This window comes from Streptococcus mutans, from assembly GCF_006739205.1.
GTDB lineage: Bacteria > Bacillota > Bacilli > Lactobacillales > Streptococcaceae > Streptococcus > Streptococcus mutans.
The window spans coordinates 1,117,443-1,134,913 of sequence record NZ_AP019720.1; the positions used below are offsets into that span (position 1 = coordinate 1,117,443).

The window sequence follows — 17,471 nt, forward strand, 5'->3', positions numbered from 1 at the left end:
GTTATTTTATTTCAGTTCAAACTTCAATTCTGATGTCGAACGAACAAGACCACGTTCATGAAGACTTTCAGCAATTTGAACTGAATTCCAAGCAGCACCTTTAAGAAGATTGTCTGAAACGACCCACATATGAATACCATTTTCAATATCTAAATCCTTACGAATACGGCCGACAAAAGTTTCACGACTGCCAACAGCATTCGCTGCTTGTGGGTAAATTTGATGTTTAATATCATCTTCAAGAACAGCACCTGGAAATGCTGCAATAGCTGCTTTTACTTCTTCAATTGGAGCAACGTCTTTAGTTTCAATATAAACAGCCTCAGAATGTGAAAAAAGGATTGGAACACGAACACAAGTGGCCGAAACGGGAAGTTCAGGTTCTTCCATGATTTTCTTGGTTTCGTTAGTCATCTTCATTTCTTCATAAGTATAATCATTATCGGTGAAGACATCAATCTGTGCCAAAGCATTGAAAGCAATTGGATAATGCTTTTTATCACCACCTGATGGCAAAATATCAGCATGAACAGCTTTAGGATCCACACCATCATTAACAACTTCTTTAATTTCACGAACAGTTTCATTAATAGCTGATTGACCTGCTCCTGAAACAGCTTGATAGGTTGAAACAATAACACGACTTAATCCCCATTTTTGACGAATAGGTTCCAAGGCTACCATCATTTGAATCGTTGAGCAGTTAGGACAAGCAATAATCCCATTATGAGCATCCATAGCATAAGCATTGACTTCAGGAACAACCAAAGGCACATCTGGATTTTGACGAAAATGAGAGGTATTATCAACAACGACTGCACCAGCTTTGACTGCATAGGGAGCAAATTTTGCCGAAACAGAACCGCCAGCTGAAAAAAGCGCAATATCAACACCTTCAAAGGAATCTTTCGTAGTTAATTCAACCGTGACATCTTGATCTTTATATTGCAAAACTTTACCTGCAGAACGTGAAGATGACAAAAGCCGTACCTTATCAACTGGAAGTGTCGATTGTTCCAATTGTTGAATCATACGAGTTCCAACGGCGCCTGTAGCACCAACGATAGCAACTGTGTAGCCCATAGTTTACCTCTTTATTCTAATTCATTCTAATAATAGACATTATACTACTTTTTATACAAAAAAAAAAGTCCATAAACTATTGAATTCAATAAAAAAGCCCTTGTTATTACAAGGGAAAAGGCACTTTTGATTAAGTGTGGCAAGCAGGTTCACACAACTTGCCAAGATCTGCTCCTGCATTATGATCTCCTTAGCGTATGTGGTATAAACCACAATCGACTCATCGCATAGTTTTAGTATAACACAAATCGTCTGAATTGCCAAGCCATCAAAAAAATTGAACATCACAAGAGGGGGGCTACCAACTTAACAACCAAACCAATTAATTTTGTCGAAATTTTTTCTTTTTGTAAAGTTGATCGTGTTACTCGTCTTGATTGTTTTAAAGTTTCTTTAAAATCGGCTTTAATATCAACAAGACAATCCGTCTGATACATATAAGTCGCACATTCAAAATGATGATAAAGACTACGATAATCTAAGTTTATTGTCCCTACTACTGCTTTTATATCATCAGCTATAAAAACTTTAGCATGTACAAATCCTGGCGTGAATTCATAAATCTTGACTCCCGCATCAAGAAGAGCAGGAAAATAGCGCTTAGCTAAGGCAAAGGGAACCTTCTTATCAGGAATACCTGGCATAATAATTTTAACATCAACACCACGTTCAGCAGCAAATTGTAAAGCATGCTCCATTTCACTATCTAAAATTAAATAAGGCGTCATAATGTAAACATAATCCCGCGCTTGATTGAGGATATCAATGTAAACATTTTCACCTACTTTTTCATGGTCAAGCGGTGAATCACTGTAGGGAATGACATAACCATTAGCAACAATCTCATGAAAATTTTGGGTTAAATAAGGTGCAAATTCATAATCTTTATTGGTAGTAGACCACATTTGTAAAAACATTAAAGTAAAAGAAGCGACACCTTCACCTTCCAGCATAACAGCAGTATCTTTCCAATAACCAAATCGTTCAATTTGATTGATATATTCATCCGCAAGATTAATCCCCCCATTAAAAGCGACCTTATTATCAATAACTAAAATTTTACGATGGTCTCGGTAATTGTAATAGGTAGACACAAATGGAGTTATGGGTGAAAAAACCTTGGCTTTTATCCCAATTTTTTCCAGTCTTTTAGCATAGTCAAAAGAAAGCGTTGATAATTCTAACATGCCATCATACATCACCCTAACTTCTACTCCTTCTTGAACTTTTTGTTCTAAAATAGAAAGAATTTCACCCCACATCAATCCTTCAGCTATAATGAAATATTCTAAAAAGATGAATTTTTCAGCTTTTAGCAACTGTTTTTTCATCTCTTCAAATTTAGATTGCCCATTCGGAAAGTACGTGACTTTGGTGTTTTTGTAAACAGGAAATCCTCCGCTTCTATGGAGATATTGGGCTAAATTATAAGTTCTAGCGTGACTTTCTTTTAGTTTATACAAAATACGTTGATCATACTGAAAATAAGGTTTAATAGCTTGTGTCGATTTTTTGATAAGCGATTTCAACTCACGATAACCCCAATCTTGCTTTGTATAGATTAAAAAAAGTGTTCCTAAAATAGGAAAAGGCAAAATAACCAAAAGCCAAGTAATAATCGAAAGCGTATCCATCTGACTATTCACAAGATAAAGAACAGCTCCTATCATTAAGACAATTCCTAAAATTTCAAGATGAAGTCTATAGTGATTAAACCAGAGAAAGGTTGATAACAAAAGAAAAACTTGAACAAGAAGTAAAACAACAATAATCGTGGCACGACTAAATATTCCTCTTAAAATACCTCTTTTACTTTTCTTCAATAATCTTTTAACCGTATTGTTATTACTAATGATTTTGTCCTCCTAAAACAGATATCAAAGGTTATTATAACACAAATAAACAGTCGTTTTTTAAAAAGCAATAAAAAACGAGGTAGGAAAATCAGCTTCGATTCCAACCTCGGTTTTATTAGCATAATCAATGTTAACGACGTGTTCTATAGAAATAGACACCTGCCACAGCAACAATTACAAGACCTACAGTAGTTAACAAAAGCCCTGCTTGTTCACCTGTTGATGGTAAAACAAATTTCGCTTTTTGCTTGGTTACTTGTTTTGAAGTTGTTGTTATGTTTGTTGTTGTCGGAACATTCGTTTGAGAAGCAGTCGTTTTTGTTTGTGTTGTTGAAGCTCCTGTTGTGCTAGTAGCTGTTTCTGTAGTAGTTGAATTATTATTTGTTGTACTACTTGTTTCTGTTGTCGCTTCACTAGTTGTCGTTTCAGAAGATGACGAAGTTGTTGTTTCAGTAACAGTTGTTGTTTCTGCTTGCCTCTTTACTCTAGAACTAGCTCTACCATATGCGGATTCAATACGAGCGTAGCCTGTTTGATTGGAATAATTAATATTATTTCCTGAAATAGCAATAGTGTTGCTGACATCTTTACCAGCAGATTGAGAAGAAGTTAAACGAGTAGTATAAGAGATAAAGATAGCGTTGTTACTGGATCCTGGAATTGTATAGGTAAATCCTGTTGTCAATCCTAAATCATTAATTTGATAAGTAACATTTTTTGAAAAATCCTCAGCATAAGGTCGCGAAGCAGCTTCATCTAAACTGTTAACATCATCACCAGCAATGTACTGCAAGCGTGCAGCAACCAAGGAATCTTTTACGATTTCTTGATCTTCTCCGACAACATCAGTCAAAGTCAAATTATCAATAGCACCTTGTTTGTTGTTAATGAGAACTTTCCAGTGAATCAAACCAGAATTACTTTTATCCTGATAACCCACTTTGTTAACATCTGGACTTATTGGCGTAATATCTTTGTCTTTAACATAAGAGCTATAAGCAACATTATTATAGTTAAAGTTTACAACACCAGGAATAGAAATATTGTTATGATTCAATTGTGCATTAAAATTTAATGTCATAGCCTTATCATTAGGCAGTTTTTCAAAAATATCAGTAAAGGTAACTGTTACTTCTCCTGTATTAGGATCAGTTGTTGCTTTACCAGCTAATTGCCCATTGGTATGCATAACATCGAAAGTTAGAGCAGTCGTAAATTGTAATTGCTCTGGCAACTTAATGGTTAAAGTATCCCCAGCCTTAATACTGACTTCATCTGGGAAAGTAATAGAATTACTGAAAGAAAGTGGTTCCCAATAATTAACAGCCTTAGATGGATCATTAGAAAGTGCTGTACCATCTGATTTTGTGATAGAAGCCGTATTTGTATAATTTGTGACTTGGTCAGCTTTTACAATCTTCGTTACCCAAAAAGCTCCCAATAAAATAGTAAGGACTGAAACCAAGCTTAATAGTTTACGTTTCATTTTCATAATAGAATTTTCTCCTTAGTTAATCTGTAGAATATTTTGAATTGTTATATCTACATCTACATTTTAACATAAAAATACTGTTTTTAACAAGAAGTCTTCAATTGTTATTATTTTGTTATTTTAATATTTCTATAATTTTTCGCTTATCTTTGTATCATAAAATTTTGTTTTGAAGGTTTTATGCACAATTATTTCACATCAATACTCAACAACTACAACAAGCAACACCATAAATCTTAAAGATATAAAATAATTGACTAATTAATTTTATTTTATATCTTTAACTAATTGACTATACCTAAATAATTATTTATAATATTATATAAAATAATTGATTGGAGTGAGTTTATGCCAAAAAGAATTCAATATTCAAATCAGAAATTTAAAATATTACAAGCAAATCTCTCATCTATTCGAAATATAGCTAATTGGACAGCTAAAGAGTTGGGAGCTAAAATTGGTGTTACCAAACAAACCATTAGTAATCTTGAAAATTCTAATGGACAAACAAATAATTTAAATTCCACACAATATCTTGCCATTCGTTCTGTCATTGATCATGAAATTACTATTACTGATAACCCTGTTTTAAAAAAAACAATGGACTACTTATTCAACCAAGAACAAGACAATATAGATTCAAACATAAAGTTGAAATCGGCTAAAGATATAAAAATCGCACAACTTGGAGCCGCATCAAAAGCTGCATATACTTCTCAGATAAAAAACAGTGAACAGACAAATCTAGAGAGAAAAACAATGGCTGTTTTCGCTTTGCTTCCTTTAACTACTTCTATTTTGGGTTCTACCACCTCTACTTATAAGCCCTTTTCCTTTTTTGATGACGTTATTCCTCCTTGCTAAATAGATATTTTACTGCCAACAAAAAAGTTTAGAGTGAAAGTGAATTTCACCCTAAACTCTCTTTAAATTTTTAATCAACATCAATAATCATTCATAGAGGCTGGCACCATTAGTTTCAATAACCTTTTTATACCAAGCAAATGATTTTTTCTTATAGCGTACCAAACTTCCAGAACCATCATCGTTGCGATCAACATAGATAAAACCATAGCGTTTACTAAGTTCTGCAGTTGATGCAGAAACAAGATCTATTGGCCCCCAAGTTGTATAACCAAGTAAGTCTACACCATCTTGCAGGGCTTCTCCTACTTGCATCAAGTGTTTTTGAAGATAATCAATACGGTAATCGTCTTCAACGGTCGGTCCATCTGGTCCTTGAACAAGAACATCTTTGGCACCTAGACCATTTTCTACAATAAAGAGTGGTAATTGATAACGATCATAAAAGTCATTAAGAACTAGACGTAAACCAACAGGATCAATTTGCCAACCCCATTCTGAAGCTTGAAGATAAGGATTTGAAAGACCTCCCAAGACATTACCTCTTCCTGAATTGTAGTCTTCAGGATTATGAGCTGCTGCTACTGACATATAGTAAGAGAAAGAAATAAAATCAACAGTATTTTCGAGCATTAGCTCCTTGTCACCTTCAGCCATTTGAATGTCAATATTATTGTCCTTGAAATAACGTTTAATATAGTTAGGGTATTTCCCTCGTGCATGTAAGTCACTAAATAGATAATTTTGATTTTCAAACTCTCGAACAGCTAATTGATCTAATGGATCTGCAGGCATTGGATAAGCAGGCATAGCAAGAACCATACAGCCAATTTTAAAATCCGGATTGATTTCATGACCAACTTTAGTTGCAAGAGCAGATGCCACTAATTCATGATGAACGGCTTGATAAAGATCTTGTTTGCTTAATTGTTCGGGATCGGTAATGATACCTCCTGACATAAACGGCGCATGTAAAACAGAATTGACTTCATTAAAAGTTAGCCAATATTTCACCTTATCTTTATAACGTGTGAATACTGTGCGTGCATAACGTTCATAAAAAGCAATTAACTCACGATTTGCCCACCCATTATATTTTCTAGCCAAATGAAGAGGTGTTTCATAATGCGATAAGGTAACCAATGGTTCAATATCATATTTTGCCAGTTCATCAAAAACTTTATCATAAAAGGCAAGTCCGGCTTCGTTTGGTTCTAGATCATCACCATTTGGAAAGATACGAGTCCAGGCAATAGAAAGACGAAATACCTTAAAACCCATTTCAGCAAAAAGAGCAATATCTTCTTTATAACGATTATAAAAATCAATACCAACTAATTTAAGGTTATCTTCCGTTGGTTTTTCAGTAATCAATGGACTTGAAGAACCAGATTGAGCAACTCCTCCTTTTGGCGTAACATCTTGAACGGATAAGCCCTTACCATCTTGATTATAAGCACCTTCAAACTGATTGGCAGCTGTTGCACCACCCCATAAAAAATTTTCTGGAAATGTGTATGACATCATCTTTTTTCCTTTCAATATCGATAATACTATTATAAAACTTTTTGCAGGAAAAAAACTGCTACTATCTTGTGAAAAATTGATACTATCCTTTGATATTAAAAAATTCTCCCTAATAAAAAGAGAATCATATTTAAAGATAAATAAAAGTCATTTTTGATTGAGGCTGTATAAGACGCCAATTGAGAATATTGGGGCTGGGCATTTCACTCACAATAAAACTGCCATCGCTATTAAGATATTCTACAAAAGCAAGATGACTAGAAGACTCTGCATCAGATAGATAAGAAGGTAAGCAGGCTATAGCTCCAACTTTTGCCTGATTACCCGTTGTATAGCCTTTCTGACCTGCTTCTTCTATCCATTTACTAGCGTTTTCATCTAAATGAGAACTAATTTCCTTACCTAACTGAGCTGTTCTATTATAAATATACCAAAAATCACTTCCATAGCTATAACCATTGCCATCAAAGCCAAATTTCACGGTTTGATCGTTTGGTAAATTGTAAGTCAACCTAGCTTCTTGAACGCTATTTAATCTAACATTGTAAAAACCAGTTAAAAGAATATCTCTTTCTTCCATTTCCCCATCCTTAATCTCTTTAAATGTCATTTTTTGCTGTCTGCTAATCATTCTTGCAAATAACTACATATTTCTTATGTCTTATACTTAAAATTATAATCATCATTATTACAAATGTCAATATTATATTTCTTTTTTATTACATAATATTTCTAAAAAGATACACTGACTTGAATTGATGTGTTCTTTTTATTAGTCTGATATGCTACAATAATACTATCCTTTGATAGAAAGAATGGAAAGAATGAAAGCATTTTTAACAGATGAAAATTTTAAGCATGAGATTAACTTTGATAATGATTTACTACCTTATAAAATTTATCAAACAACTATTGCTAATGGCTATCCAGATACCCTTTTCCATTGGCATCCAGAATTAGAAATTTCTTATATTTATGAAGGTACAGCTCAATATCACATTGATTATGATTATTTTAATAGCCAAACTGATGATATTATTCTTGTCCGTCCCAATGGTATGCATTCTATTCACCCTATCAAAAATAAAATGCAAAAAGCTCAGACACTACTTTTCCATTTAGATTTGGTTGGCTATTCTCTTTTGGATCAAATTAGTCTTCGTTATTTGCAACCTTTGCAAAACTCTACTTTTAAACTTGTCCCTTGTATCAAGCCAGACATGTTAGGTTACCAGGATATCAAAAATTGTCTTTTTGCTATTTTCGATATTTATCAGCGACAAGGACGCCATTTTGAACTCTTACTCAAGGCAAAATTACAAGAATTAATCTATCTTCTCTACTTTCATCAATACGTCCTGCGAAAGCATTCTGATGATATGTATCGTAAAAATGAGAAAATTCGTGAATTGATTGATTATATTCATCAGCATTATCAAGAAAAATTGTCTATTATCTCTTTAGCTGATATTATCGGTTATAGCAAAACTCATTTTATGACAGTTTTTAAACAACATACTGGAACCTCCTGCACAGATTTTATTATTCAATTCCGACTGAGTAAAGCCTGTGATTTATTAGTCAATTCCATTAAACCAATTCTTGAAGTTGCTTCCGAAGTTGGCTTTACTAACCTCTCTAATTTTAATCGCCAATTTAAACGTTATTATCAAATTACTCCAAGTCAATATCGTAAACAGTTCAAAAAGACACAAAAATAGTAAGATTTGGAGACCCTAGGATTAAATCTTAATTGAACATGGGCTACGGGACACGGACGGCTGCAACAAGATAAACATACCCTAGACGCAAGCGTTATCGCTTAGTTCCCTTTCCGCGAACGCTCTTTGTATCTTTAACTTGTTTTCAATCGCTGCATTAAAATGTTATGTCTAATATATTTGAAAAGAGGCAGGACTTTTGTTCCTAGCCTCTTTGTTGTAAATAATTATATTACTTTTTTTGATCGTTCAACCAATCAAAAACATTGTTATAACTTTTCTTGCCTTCTTTGGCAGTTGCCGCTCCTCCCTTACTTTTATTGCTAGGTTTAAATCCTGACAATTTTGAAGATTTCTTAATGGTTTTAACATCTTGAACACCTGATACTTGGTTATTGAAGAAATAAACCCAAGACCAATGACCATTATATGTGGTATCTTTCAGGTCTTTTCCTTGAACATTATCATAATAAGAAAACCATTTATTCTTAGCACCACTATCAAGAAGAGATTTGTAAATTGGCAATGAATAAGTCTTTGGATTAACAACCTTATCTGCTGCCGAATGGATAAACCAAATTGGAATATTCTTTAAGGTTTTAACTTTTTGACTATCAAACCATATTTTATTTGTCCTAATACCTGATTTGCCCGAAATACTGTTCTTATCCTCAATCATTTTATAGGTGCCATCATTATTTCTTTCATATTGATAATAAGAATAGGCTGTTGCTTGAGGAACTAGAGCAGCGAAATAATTAGGATAATGTAAAGCTATATTAATCGTCATGTAACCACCATTAGAGCAACCAGCTAAATAGATACGATTAGGATCAACATCTTTATTATTGGCCACATATTTTTTGATAGCATCCATAAGCATCTCTGTATAACGGGAAGTTCCTGCTCCCTGACCATTGCTACCATCACCTTCATCCATCCAATAAGTTGGAGCTTGAACAGTCAAAACATAAGTACCTTTTTGATTACCAGACTTAAAGTGATTTTGAATATCCTCTTTGGTCAAAGCGGTTACTTTATTCCCAAGAAGAGTAATATCAGGATCTGTTCCACCCTCTCCTTGTCCATGCAACCAAATAATCAATGGGTTTTTATTACCTGATTGTAATTTTTTAGGTTCATAAGCCGCATATTGCAAGTCAACTTTTTCGTTTTTCTTCGTCAAAGGATTGGTATAATTGCCTGAAAAACTTCCTCGATTAGTAAAGACTTCTGAATCTGGCGATACCCGCTTATTAATGGCATCACTTTTAGAGGTCAGATTGTTGGTTGATTTGCCTTTATAAGATACTGTTAAACCTTTAATGGAAACAGGGTAAGTCTTAACCCACTGATTTTGGAAAACATCTGTATTATAAACAAAAGGGGATGCGTTTTTACTGCTGTCATCAACATTATATGTGACAGGCATTTGAATTGTTAGGTAATCGCCTTCTTTCTTTGTAGATTTTTGACCATTTTTATCAGATAGATAAACTTTCTTAATCTGACGTTTTACTCCTGCTGTTTCTACTTTGAGATCCTTAGTAGACACCTTGGAAATTTTTTGATTCAATTTAACAACAAGTTTAGGTACAGCAGGGCCGAATTCATAACCTTTAATAACAATTTTAACATCATCGATACGATTACTTGAATCAAAAGCCAATGTAGAACTGGTTGCCATAAAAGTAAGACTTAGACCGACAGTGCTCCAGAACAGCATTTTTCTTCCTTTTTTCATTAGAAAAACCTCCTTAATTAAAATACGATTATTTTTAAGATATTGAAATCTTAATCATAACACCCCTCCTTTTCTATTGCCTTTATCGTAATCAACAAAAGTTTTATAATCTAAAACAAAGGAAGACCAGAACTTTTGTTCTAGCCTTATTTGTTTATTTAACAGCTGTAAGAAGGTAATCTCCTGCTTCTACAGTCCGTTCTTGAGTCGTCAAGACATCTTCAAATTGATCTGAATTAGTGACAATAACTGGTGTAATGACCGGAAGTCCAGCAGCCTTTATAGCATTAACATCAAATTCAAGTAAAGTTTGGCCAGCTTCAACATGATCACCAACTTCAACAAAAGATTTGAAACCTTTACCTGCAAGAGAGACAGTATCCATACCAATATGAATGAGAATTTCTGCACCATTTTCAGTCCTTAAGCCAACAGCATGTTTAGTTGGAAAGACAAGCGTTACTTCACCTTTAGTCGGTGCAACAACAATACCATCATCTGGATCAATAGCAATTCCTTTACCCATAGCACCTGAAGCAAAAACTTCATCAGGAACATTTTCCAATTTAACTACTTTACCAATGAGTGGGCTAGAAATGATTTCTTGTTTAATTTCTTTGAGTTCTTTTACAGGTTCTTCCTTATCATCAACATCACTATCTGTACTTGTTGGTTCACCATAAAGATAAGGAATTTTAATAAATTGTGTTAAAACAAAACCAAGAACAAAGTTCATAGCAATAGCGATTAAGAAATGAATTAAGATCATTGAATTTTTAGGATCAATGAAAGAAGGAATAGCAAAGAGCCCCATACCTCCCATAATCTGCATTTTTACATTAAAAAGAGCAAGATAAGCACCTGAAATAGCTCCAGAAACGCAGGTCATGATAAACGGTACACGCATTGGAAGTGTAATACCATAAATAGCTGGTTCTGTTACACCGAAAAGGGCAGAAATAAAGGCTGGAATAGATAATTGTCTAACCTTATTTTCTTTGGTACGCATCATAATATTAAGCAGTGATCCAGCTTGAGCAAAACAAATGGCGATAGTCGCTACAAGAATGACACCAGGTCCTTTTTGTAGTTCCAAAATAGCAAGCGGAACAAGTCCCCAGTGAAGTCCAAACATAACAAGCACTTGCCACATAGCACCAAGAACGATGCCGTAAATAACTGGATTAAAGCCATAAATACCTGTAAAGATAGCACCTACAAGATCAGATGCCCAACTCATCACAGGACCAATAACTAAGAAGGAAAGTGGAACAGTTATTAAAATTGTAAAGAAGGGAACAACGAATACCTTAACCACATCTGGAATAATCTTTTTAAAGAAAGTTTCTATTTTGGAACCAGCCCAAATCGCTACAACGATTGGTAAGACAGTCTGCAAATAACTAGAGGCTGGGAAAATAATTGGTATTCCAAAGAATGTTGAATAAATAGGAGATTCAATTAAGGTTCCTTGGAACAAAGTATAAAGTGGGTGTTTTACTGTAAAACTAGCTGCAATATTGGGATAAACCAGAGCAAAACCAATAGCTAAGGCTGTAAATTGCTCCATTTTAAAACGCTTAGCTGCTGTAAGTGCAAGAATCAAAGGCAAGAATTGGAAAAAGCCATCACCTGCTGCATTGAGAACAACATAAGCACCATCTGTTTTCGAAACCCCTACTGCTGCTAAAATAGCAACTAGACCTTTAATCATACCTGCTGCTGAAAGAGCTCCCAGCATTGGTTGGAACAGTCCTGAAACGAGAGCAATGAAACGATCAAAAAGATTTCCCTTTGGAATATCTCCTTCATCCACATCAATACCGCCTTCTCCAGTAATGCCGCTTACTTTTAGGACAGTATCATAGACATCAGGAACATGATTTCCAATAACAACTTGATATTGTCCACCTGCTTTGACAACAGTCACAATACCTTCACGTTGTTTGAGGTAATCATCATCAGCCTTGCTTTCATCTTTGAGAGTAAAACGCAAGCGAGTAACACAGTGAACAAGCTTAACGATATTATCTTTGCCACCAACATGGGAGACAATATCTTGCGCTAATTCGGTATAATCTTTAGCCATTTTAGGCTCCTTTCTTTTTTCTGATCTTCTACAATCTTATCCTATGAGGCATTAAAATAGAAAAAACCTAAACAAATACCAAATAAATACAACAAAACACTCGTTTGCAATCTATTTCGTATTCATCTAGGTTTTGCCTGCATGACCAGTAACAATCCTTACAAAGATATTATAGCAGATTATTTAACTTTTGCAAGCGCTTTTTTATAAAAAATTAAAAGGGTAATCAAAAGTCTCGACTATTATTTAAAAATCCAACCTAATGTAAGTTTAGGTTGACCATCATTTTTAAAATTCAGCCTAATGTAAACTTACATTTAGAAGACAAAATTTTTCATGATTTAGGCAAAAGAAAAAAGACAAACCTCAAGTAAGTTTGTCTTCAATCTGAAACTAATCTTTATTGACTAGTCTCTAGACGTTGAATATGGATGGTCAGGTAAACCTGCTCATCTCTACTCATAGCAAAATTATAAGCAGATTCTACATAAGATTTAATTTTTTCTGTGCAAGCAAAGGCATGAGGATAATTTTCTTTGACCTGTTCATAAAGAAAAGCGTCATTTTTTCCTTGAACAAGACCATTAGCTACACGTTGAGCAAAGTATTGAACATGGGTGATAAACCGATTATAACTGATTGATTCTTCATCTCTAACCTCCCCAAAATGCAAACGAACAATTTCTAAAATATCACTAACAATTTTAGAAATAAGGCGATTCTTTTCTAATAGGCCACCATCTTTTTGCGCATTAATAAAATGCAAGGCAATAGAAGCCGCTTCATCATCTGCCAATTGAAGCGTCATTTTTTCTTTGACCAATTCAATCGTATCTTTTCCTAATTGGAACTCCTCAGGATAAAACTTTCTGACTTCCCAAGCAAGAGGATTTTGTAAGGTAAGACCTTCTCTGGTTCTTTGGATAGTATAATGAAGGTGGTCAGCCAAGGCAATATAAAGGGAAATATCAAAGGTTTGTCCTAACTTTTCTTGCCCTTGATGAATAATTTCAAGAACCAGATCAATTTCTTCGCTATCAAGATCAACATAAACACGCGATAACTCTCCGACCATGTCTGTATCCGTATTTTGTAAAATAAATCGTTTTTCGATTAAATCTTGATTGACCTCATCACCGGGCTTTTTTTGAAAACCTAGCCCCTTCCCCATAACAATAATCTCTTCGTTGTTGATACCAAGTATCTGAACGACATTGTTATTAAACACTTTTTCAATTTTCATAGAACTTTCCTTAGTAAAACAAATGACGTACTTTTTTCTATCCTATTAAATAAAAAACTAAAAAATATCTTAGAAAACTTTATTTACGATACATTTTAAATTGCAAATAGAGATCATTATAAATACCCAGCCACTTCTTGCCAAGATTATCATAGACTTCTAAATGACCTATTGTTTCCTTACTTGGATAAAAAGATTTATTATTTTTTATATCAGCCGGTAGTAAATCTTTCGCCTTAGCATTTGGCGTTGCGTAGCCAATATATTCAGCATTTTGAGCCGCGTTTTCTGGCTTTAGCATAAAATTAATGAAAGTATAGGCAGACTTTTTGTGTTTGACTGTTTTAGGAATAACTAGATTATCAAACCAAAGATTGGAACCTTCGCTAGGAACGAGGTAACGAAGATCTTTATTGGTATCCAGCATTTCTCTAGCTTCTCCTGAAAATGTCACACCAAGAGCAGCATCTCCTCGAATGAGATAACCCTTCATCTCATCACCAACGATAGCTTTAATATTGGGTGTCAACTGATTGAGCTTCCTTTCAGCTCGCTCCAACTCTGCCCTATTTTTAGTATTGAGGCTATAAGTAAGACTATTGAGACTAAAACCAAGTACCTCACGTGCACCATCAACAAGCATAATCTTATTGGTATATGCTTTATTCCAAAGGTCATTCCAATGCTGAGGTACTTTAGTTAGCATTTTGCTATTGTAAACGATGCCTACTGTTCCCCAAAAATAAGGAATAGAATAGGTGTTGTCTTTATCAAAACTCTTACCAAGAAATTGCTGATCAAGATTAGTTAAACCCTTAATTTTTGATTTATCAAGCTTAACCAAAAGATGCTCTGCCTTCATTTTGCTAATCATGTAATCGCTAGGAACAGCAATATCATAAGTTGTTCCACCTTGCTTGATTTTGGTATACATAGCTTCATTGGAATCAAAAGTTTCATATTGAACCTGAATGCCTGTTTCTTTGGTAAATTTTGTCAGAAGTTCGGGATCAATATAATCCCCCCAGTTATAAATAACCAGCTTATCAGAAGCTCCTTTCCCTTCTATCTGTTGATTCATATAGAAGTTTAAGCCAATCAAAAGCAGGATAATAAGGAAAATACTTCCTATAAAGGAATAAAGTTTATGCATATTTTTCCTCCCTATCCTGCGAAATAAAATAATAACCAATGACAAGCAGAATGCTAAATAAGAAAACAACCGTTGACAAGGCATTGATTTCTAAAGAAATTCCCTTACGAGCACGGGAATAAATTTCAACTGAAAGCGTCGAAAAGCCATTTCCAGTAACAAAAAAAGTTACTGCAAAATCATCTAAAGAATAAGTAAAAGCCATAAAATACCCAGCAATAATGCTAGGTGTTAAATAAGGCAACATCACTTCTTTTAACATTTGAAAGTAGCTGGCTCCTAAGTCATAAGCCGCATGAACCATATCATCATTCATTTCTTTTAATCTGGGAAGAACCATTAGAACGACAATAGGAATGGAAAAGGCGATGTGACTAAGAAGAACGGAAAACATGCCCAATTTAAAGCCAATAAAGGTAAAGAGAATCAAGAAAGAGGCCCCAATCATCACATCAGGTGCTACCATAAGGACATTATTAATGGACAAAATTGTATTTTGATGCTTCTTTTTTACTTGGTAAATTAAAATCGCTCCAAAAGTCCCAATAACTGTTGCCAATAAGGAGCTTAGAAATGCTAGCAGAAAGGTTTCGACAAGAATCAACATTAACCGCTGATCGTTAAACATAGTTGTATAATGTTCTAAAGTCAAACCAGTAAAACGATTCATATCTCCTGCTTGATTAAAGGAATAAAAAATCAAATAAAAGATAGGAATATAAAGAATTAAAAATACAAGCGTTAAATATAAATGCCCTATTTTCTTCATTTCTTTCTCTCCTTAGTTACCCACATAATAACAAGCATGGTAACAATCAAAATGACACCAATAGTTGAACCCATTCCCCAATTTTGTGTTGTCAGAAAGTGCTGTTCAATAGCAGTCCCTAAAGTAATGACGCGATTACCACCAATTAGACGTGTCAGCATAAAAAGACTGAGACTAGGGATGAAAACAGATTGAACACCACTTCTAACACCATTTAAAGACAAGGGGAAAATGACCTTGGTGAAGGTCTGCCAATCAGTTGCCCCTAAATCACGACTAGCATTGATAAGATTGGAATCAATATCATCAAGAGCATTAAAAATAGGCAAAATCATAAAGGGGATTTCAATATAAGAAGCCACGAAAATAAAAGAAAAATCAGTAAAAAGAATTTGCTTAGGTGCCAATCCCATAAACTGTAAAAAACTATTAACACCGCCATGATAACCAAAAATCCCCATAAAAGCATAAGCTTTAAGTAAAAGGTTAATCCAAGTGGGCAAGATAACTAACATTAACCACAATTGTTTGTGCTTAAGATTTGTCAAGATAAGTGCCGTTGGATAAGAAATAAGAAGTGTCACCAGCGTAATAATAGCAGCATATAAAATAGAATTAAGACTCATTTTCAAATAAGTCCAGTTGGCAAAAAAAGTTTGATAATTGCTTAAAGTGACATGTCCCTCAATATCAAAAAAAGATTTGTAAAGAATAAGTGCTACCGGCGCTAACACAAAAAGACCTATCCAAAGAAGATAAGGCAGGAAAAAGAAATTAACTTTCCTCTTCATGACGCTCCTCCTCTATGGCATTTATTAGACCTTCTTCATGTTCTTCTGTTTCCACATATTCTTCAATACGGGCATCAAATTCTGCTTCAGTTTCATTGAGCCGCATGATATGAATATCTTCAGGTGTAAAGTCAAGTCCGATAATCTCACCTTCAATAGCTTTATGCGTTGAATGAATCATCCATTCATTGCCAAGTTCATCATGAGCAATAATTTCATAATGAACACCACGAAAAAGCTGTGTTTCAACTTTGACCTGAAGCTTGCCTTCTTCTGGCAACGTAATCTGCAAATCTTCCGGTCGAATAACCACTTCAACAGCTTCATTAGGCCGCATACCACCATCAACAGCTTCGAAACGCTTACCATTGAACTCAACCAAGTAATCCTCAATCATAACAGCTGGCAGAATATTAGATTCTCCAATAAAAGTAGCAACAAAATGGTTGATTGGTTCATCATAAATATCAACAGGTGTTCCTGATTGAACAATTTCCCCATCATTCATGACAAAAATCCAATCAGACATGGCTAGCGCTTCTTCTTGATCGTGCGTTACAAAGACAAATGTAATCCCTAAACGCTGCTGCAGATCTCGCAATTCATACTGCATTTCTGTTCGCAATTTCAAATCCAAAGCTGACAGAGGCTCATCCAGTAAAACAACCTTAGGCTGATTGATAATGGCACGAGCAATGGCAACACGCTGTCTCTGACCGCCTGATAATTTTCCAATCGAACGCTTTTCAAAACCAGCCAAACGCACCATGTTTAAGGCTTCCGTGACACGTTTTTCAATTTCTTTCTTAGCTACTTTTCGTAATTTTAGCGGAAAGGCAACATTTTCAAAAACTGTCATATGAGGAAAGAGAGCATAAGACTGAAAGACCGTGTGTACATCACGTTTATTGATAGGGATATCATTGATTCGTTTTCCATCAAGAAAAATACCACCGCTGCTTGCTTCCAGTAAACCCGCGATTAGATTTAGAATGGTTGATTTCCCTGAACCGGACGCTCCAAGAAGCGTGTAAAACTTCCCTTCTTCTAATTCAAAGTTAATATTTTTTAAAACAACAGTACCATTGTCTTCAAAAACCTTTGACACATTTTTAAATGCAATGATTGGCTTAGTCAAT

At 34.5% G+C, this 17,471-nt stretch carries 15 protein-coding genes; 2 read left to right on the forward strand and 13 right to left on the reverse strand.

Features of this window, described 5'->3' with window-relative positions; translation table 11 throughout:
• Window positions 1–6 precede the first annotated feature (6 nt).
• The 4 genes from FNL60_RS05765 to wapA all read right to left on the reverse strand — a co-directional run bounded on the left by FNL60_RS05765 (window position 7) and on the right by wapA (window position 4,431).
• Complete coding sequence (locus FNL60_RS05765; protein WP_002263802.1) at window positions 7–1,083, reverse strand: aspartate-semialdehyde dehydrogenase; 1,077 nt, start codon at window positions 1,081–1,083, stop codon at window positions 7–9.
• Between the two features lie 51 nt (window positions 1,084–1,134).
• On the reverse strand, window positions 1,135–1,263 hold the full coding sequence (locus tag FNL60_RS05770; RefSeq protein WP_002262852.1) for an aspartate-semialdehyde dehydrogenase leader peptide: 129 nt from the start codon (window positions 1,261–1,263) through the stop codon (window positions 1,135–1,137).
• A 104-nt stretch (window positions 1,264–1,367) separates the two neighbouring features.
• On the reverse strand, window positions 1,368–2,906 hold the full coding sequence (gene cls / locus FNL60_RS05775; RefSeq protein WP_002264296.1) for a cardiolipin synthase: 1,539 nt from the start codon (window positions 2,904–2,906) through the stop codon (window positions 1,368–1,370).
• Between the two features lie 163 nt (window positions 2,907–3,069).
• On the reverse strand, window positions 3,070–4,431 hold the full coding sequence (wapA, locus tag FNL60_RS05780) for a wall-associated protein WapA (RefSeq protein ID WP_002280022.1): 1,362 nt from the start codon (window positions 4,429–4,431) through the stop codon (window positions 3,070–3,072).
• A gap of 348 nt (window positions 4,432–4,779) precedes the next feature.
• Between wapA and FNL60_RS05785 the strand changes: the two genes are divergently transcribed.
• Window positions 4,780–5,295, forward strand: a complete 516-nt coding sequence (locus FNL60_RS05785) for a helix-turn-helix transcriptional regulator (protein WP_002262849.1) — start codon at window positions 4,780–4,782, stop codon at window positions 5,293–5,295.
• Window positions 5,296–5,382: 87 nt separating this feature from the next.
• On the opposite strand, the gene FNL60_RS05790 is transcribed toward FNL60_RS05785, so the two are convergent.
• Entirely contained in the window at window positions 5,383–6,819 is a 1,437-nt protein-coding gene (locus FNL60_RS05790) for a glycoside hydrolase family 1 protein (RefSeq protein WP_002262848.1), read from the reverse strand.
• A gap of 133 nt (window positions 6,820–6,952) precedes the next feature.
• Window positions 6,953–7,453 (reverse strand): CHAP domain-containing protein, encoded by a 501-nt coding sequence (locus tag FNL60_RS05795; protein WP_002273859.1) that lies wholly within the window; start codon window positions 7,451–7,453, stop codon window positions 6,953–6,955.
• A gap of 184 nt (window positions 7,454–7,637) precedes the next feature.
• Between FNL60_RS05795 and FNL60_RS05800 the strand changes: the two genes are divergently transcribed.
• The gene (locus FNL60_RS05800; protein ID WP_018110224.1) at window positions 7,638–8,543 is read left to right on the forward strand and encodes an AraC family transcriptional regulator; all 906 of its coding nucleotides are present in this window, start codon (window positions 7,638–7,640) and stop codon (window positions 8,541–8,543) included.
• Between the two features lie 232 nt (window positions 8,544–8,775).
• Here the strand turns inward: FNL60_RS05800 and FNL60_RS05805 are convergent, their stop codons facing one another.
• The 7 genes from FNL60_RS05805 to FNL60_RS05835 form a co-directional block, all read right to left on the reverse strand.
• The gene (locus tag FNL60_RS05805; protein WP_002280023.1) at window positions 8,776–10,287 is read right to left on the reverse strand and encodes a prolyl oligopeptidase family serine peptidase; all 1,512 of its coding nucleotides are present in this window, start codon (window positions 10,285–10,287) and stop codon (window positions 8,776–8,778) included.
• A gap of 154 nt (window positions 10,288–10,441) precedes the next feature.
• Entirely contained in the window at window positions 10,442–12,376 is a 1,935-nt protein-coding gene (locus FNL60_RS05810; RefSeq protein WP_002267974.1) for a beta-glucoside-specific PTS transporter subunit IIABC, read from the reverse strand.
• Between the two features lie 400 nt (window positions 12,377–12,776).
• Entirely contained in the window at window positions 12,777–13,619 is an 843-nt protein-coding gene (gene licT, locus FNL60_RS05815; protein ID WP_002264303.1) for a BglG family transcription antiterminator LicT, read from the reverse strand.
• A gap of 79 nt (window positions 13,620–13,698) precedes the next feature.
• The gene (locus FNL60_RS05820; RefSeq protein WP_002264304.1) at window positions 13,699–14,772 is read right to left on the reverse strand and encodes an ABC transporter substrate-binding protein; all 1,074 of its coding nucleotides are present in this window, start codon (window positions 14,770–14,772) and stop codon (window positions 13,699–13,701) included.
• The gene (locus tag FNL60_RS05825; protein WP_002264305.1) at window positions 14,765–15,541 is read right to left on the reverse strand and encodes an ABC transporter permease; all 777 of its coding nucleotides are present in this window, start codon (window positions 15,539–15,541) and stop codon (window positions 14,765–14,767) included. Before FNL60_RS05825 ends, FNL60_RS05820 begins: the two co-directional genes overlap by 8 nt.
• A complete protein-coding gene (locus FNL60_RS05830; RefSeq protein WP_002262838.1) occupies window positions 15,538–16,332 on the reverse strand; it encodes an ABC transporter permease in 795 nt (264 codons plus the stop codon). Before FNL60_RS05830 ends, FNL60_RS05825 begins: the two co-directional genes overlap by 4 nt.
• A complete protein-coding gene (locus FNL60_RS05835) occupies window positions 16,316–17,470 on the reverse strand; it encodes an ABC transporter ATP-binding protein (protein WP_002262837.1) in 1,155 nt (384 codons plus the stop codon). The genes FNL60_RS05830 and FNL60_RS05835 overlap by 17 nt, the downstream gene beginning before the upstream one ends.
• Window position 17,471 lies beyond the last annotated feature (1 nt).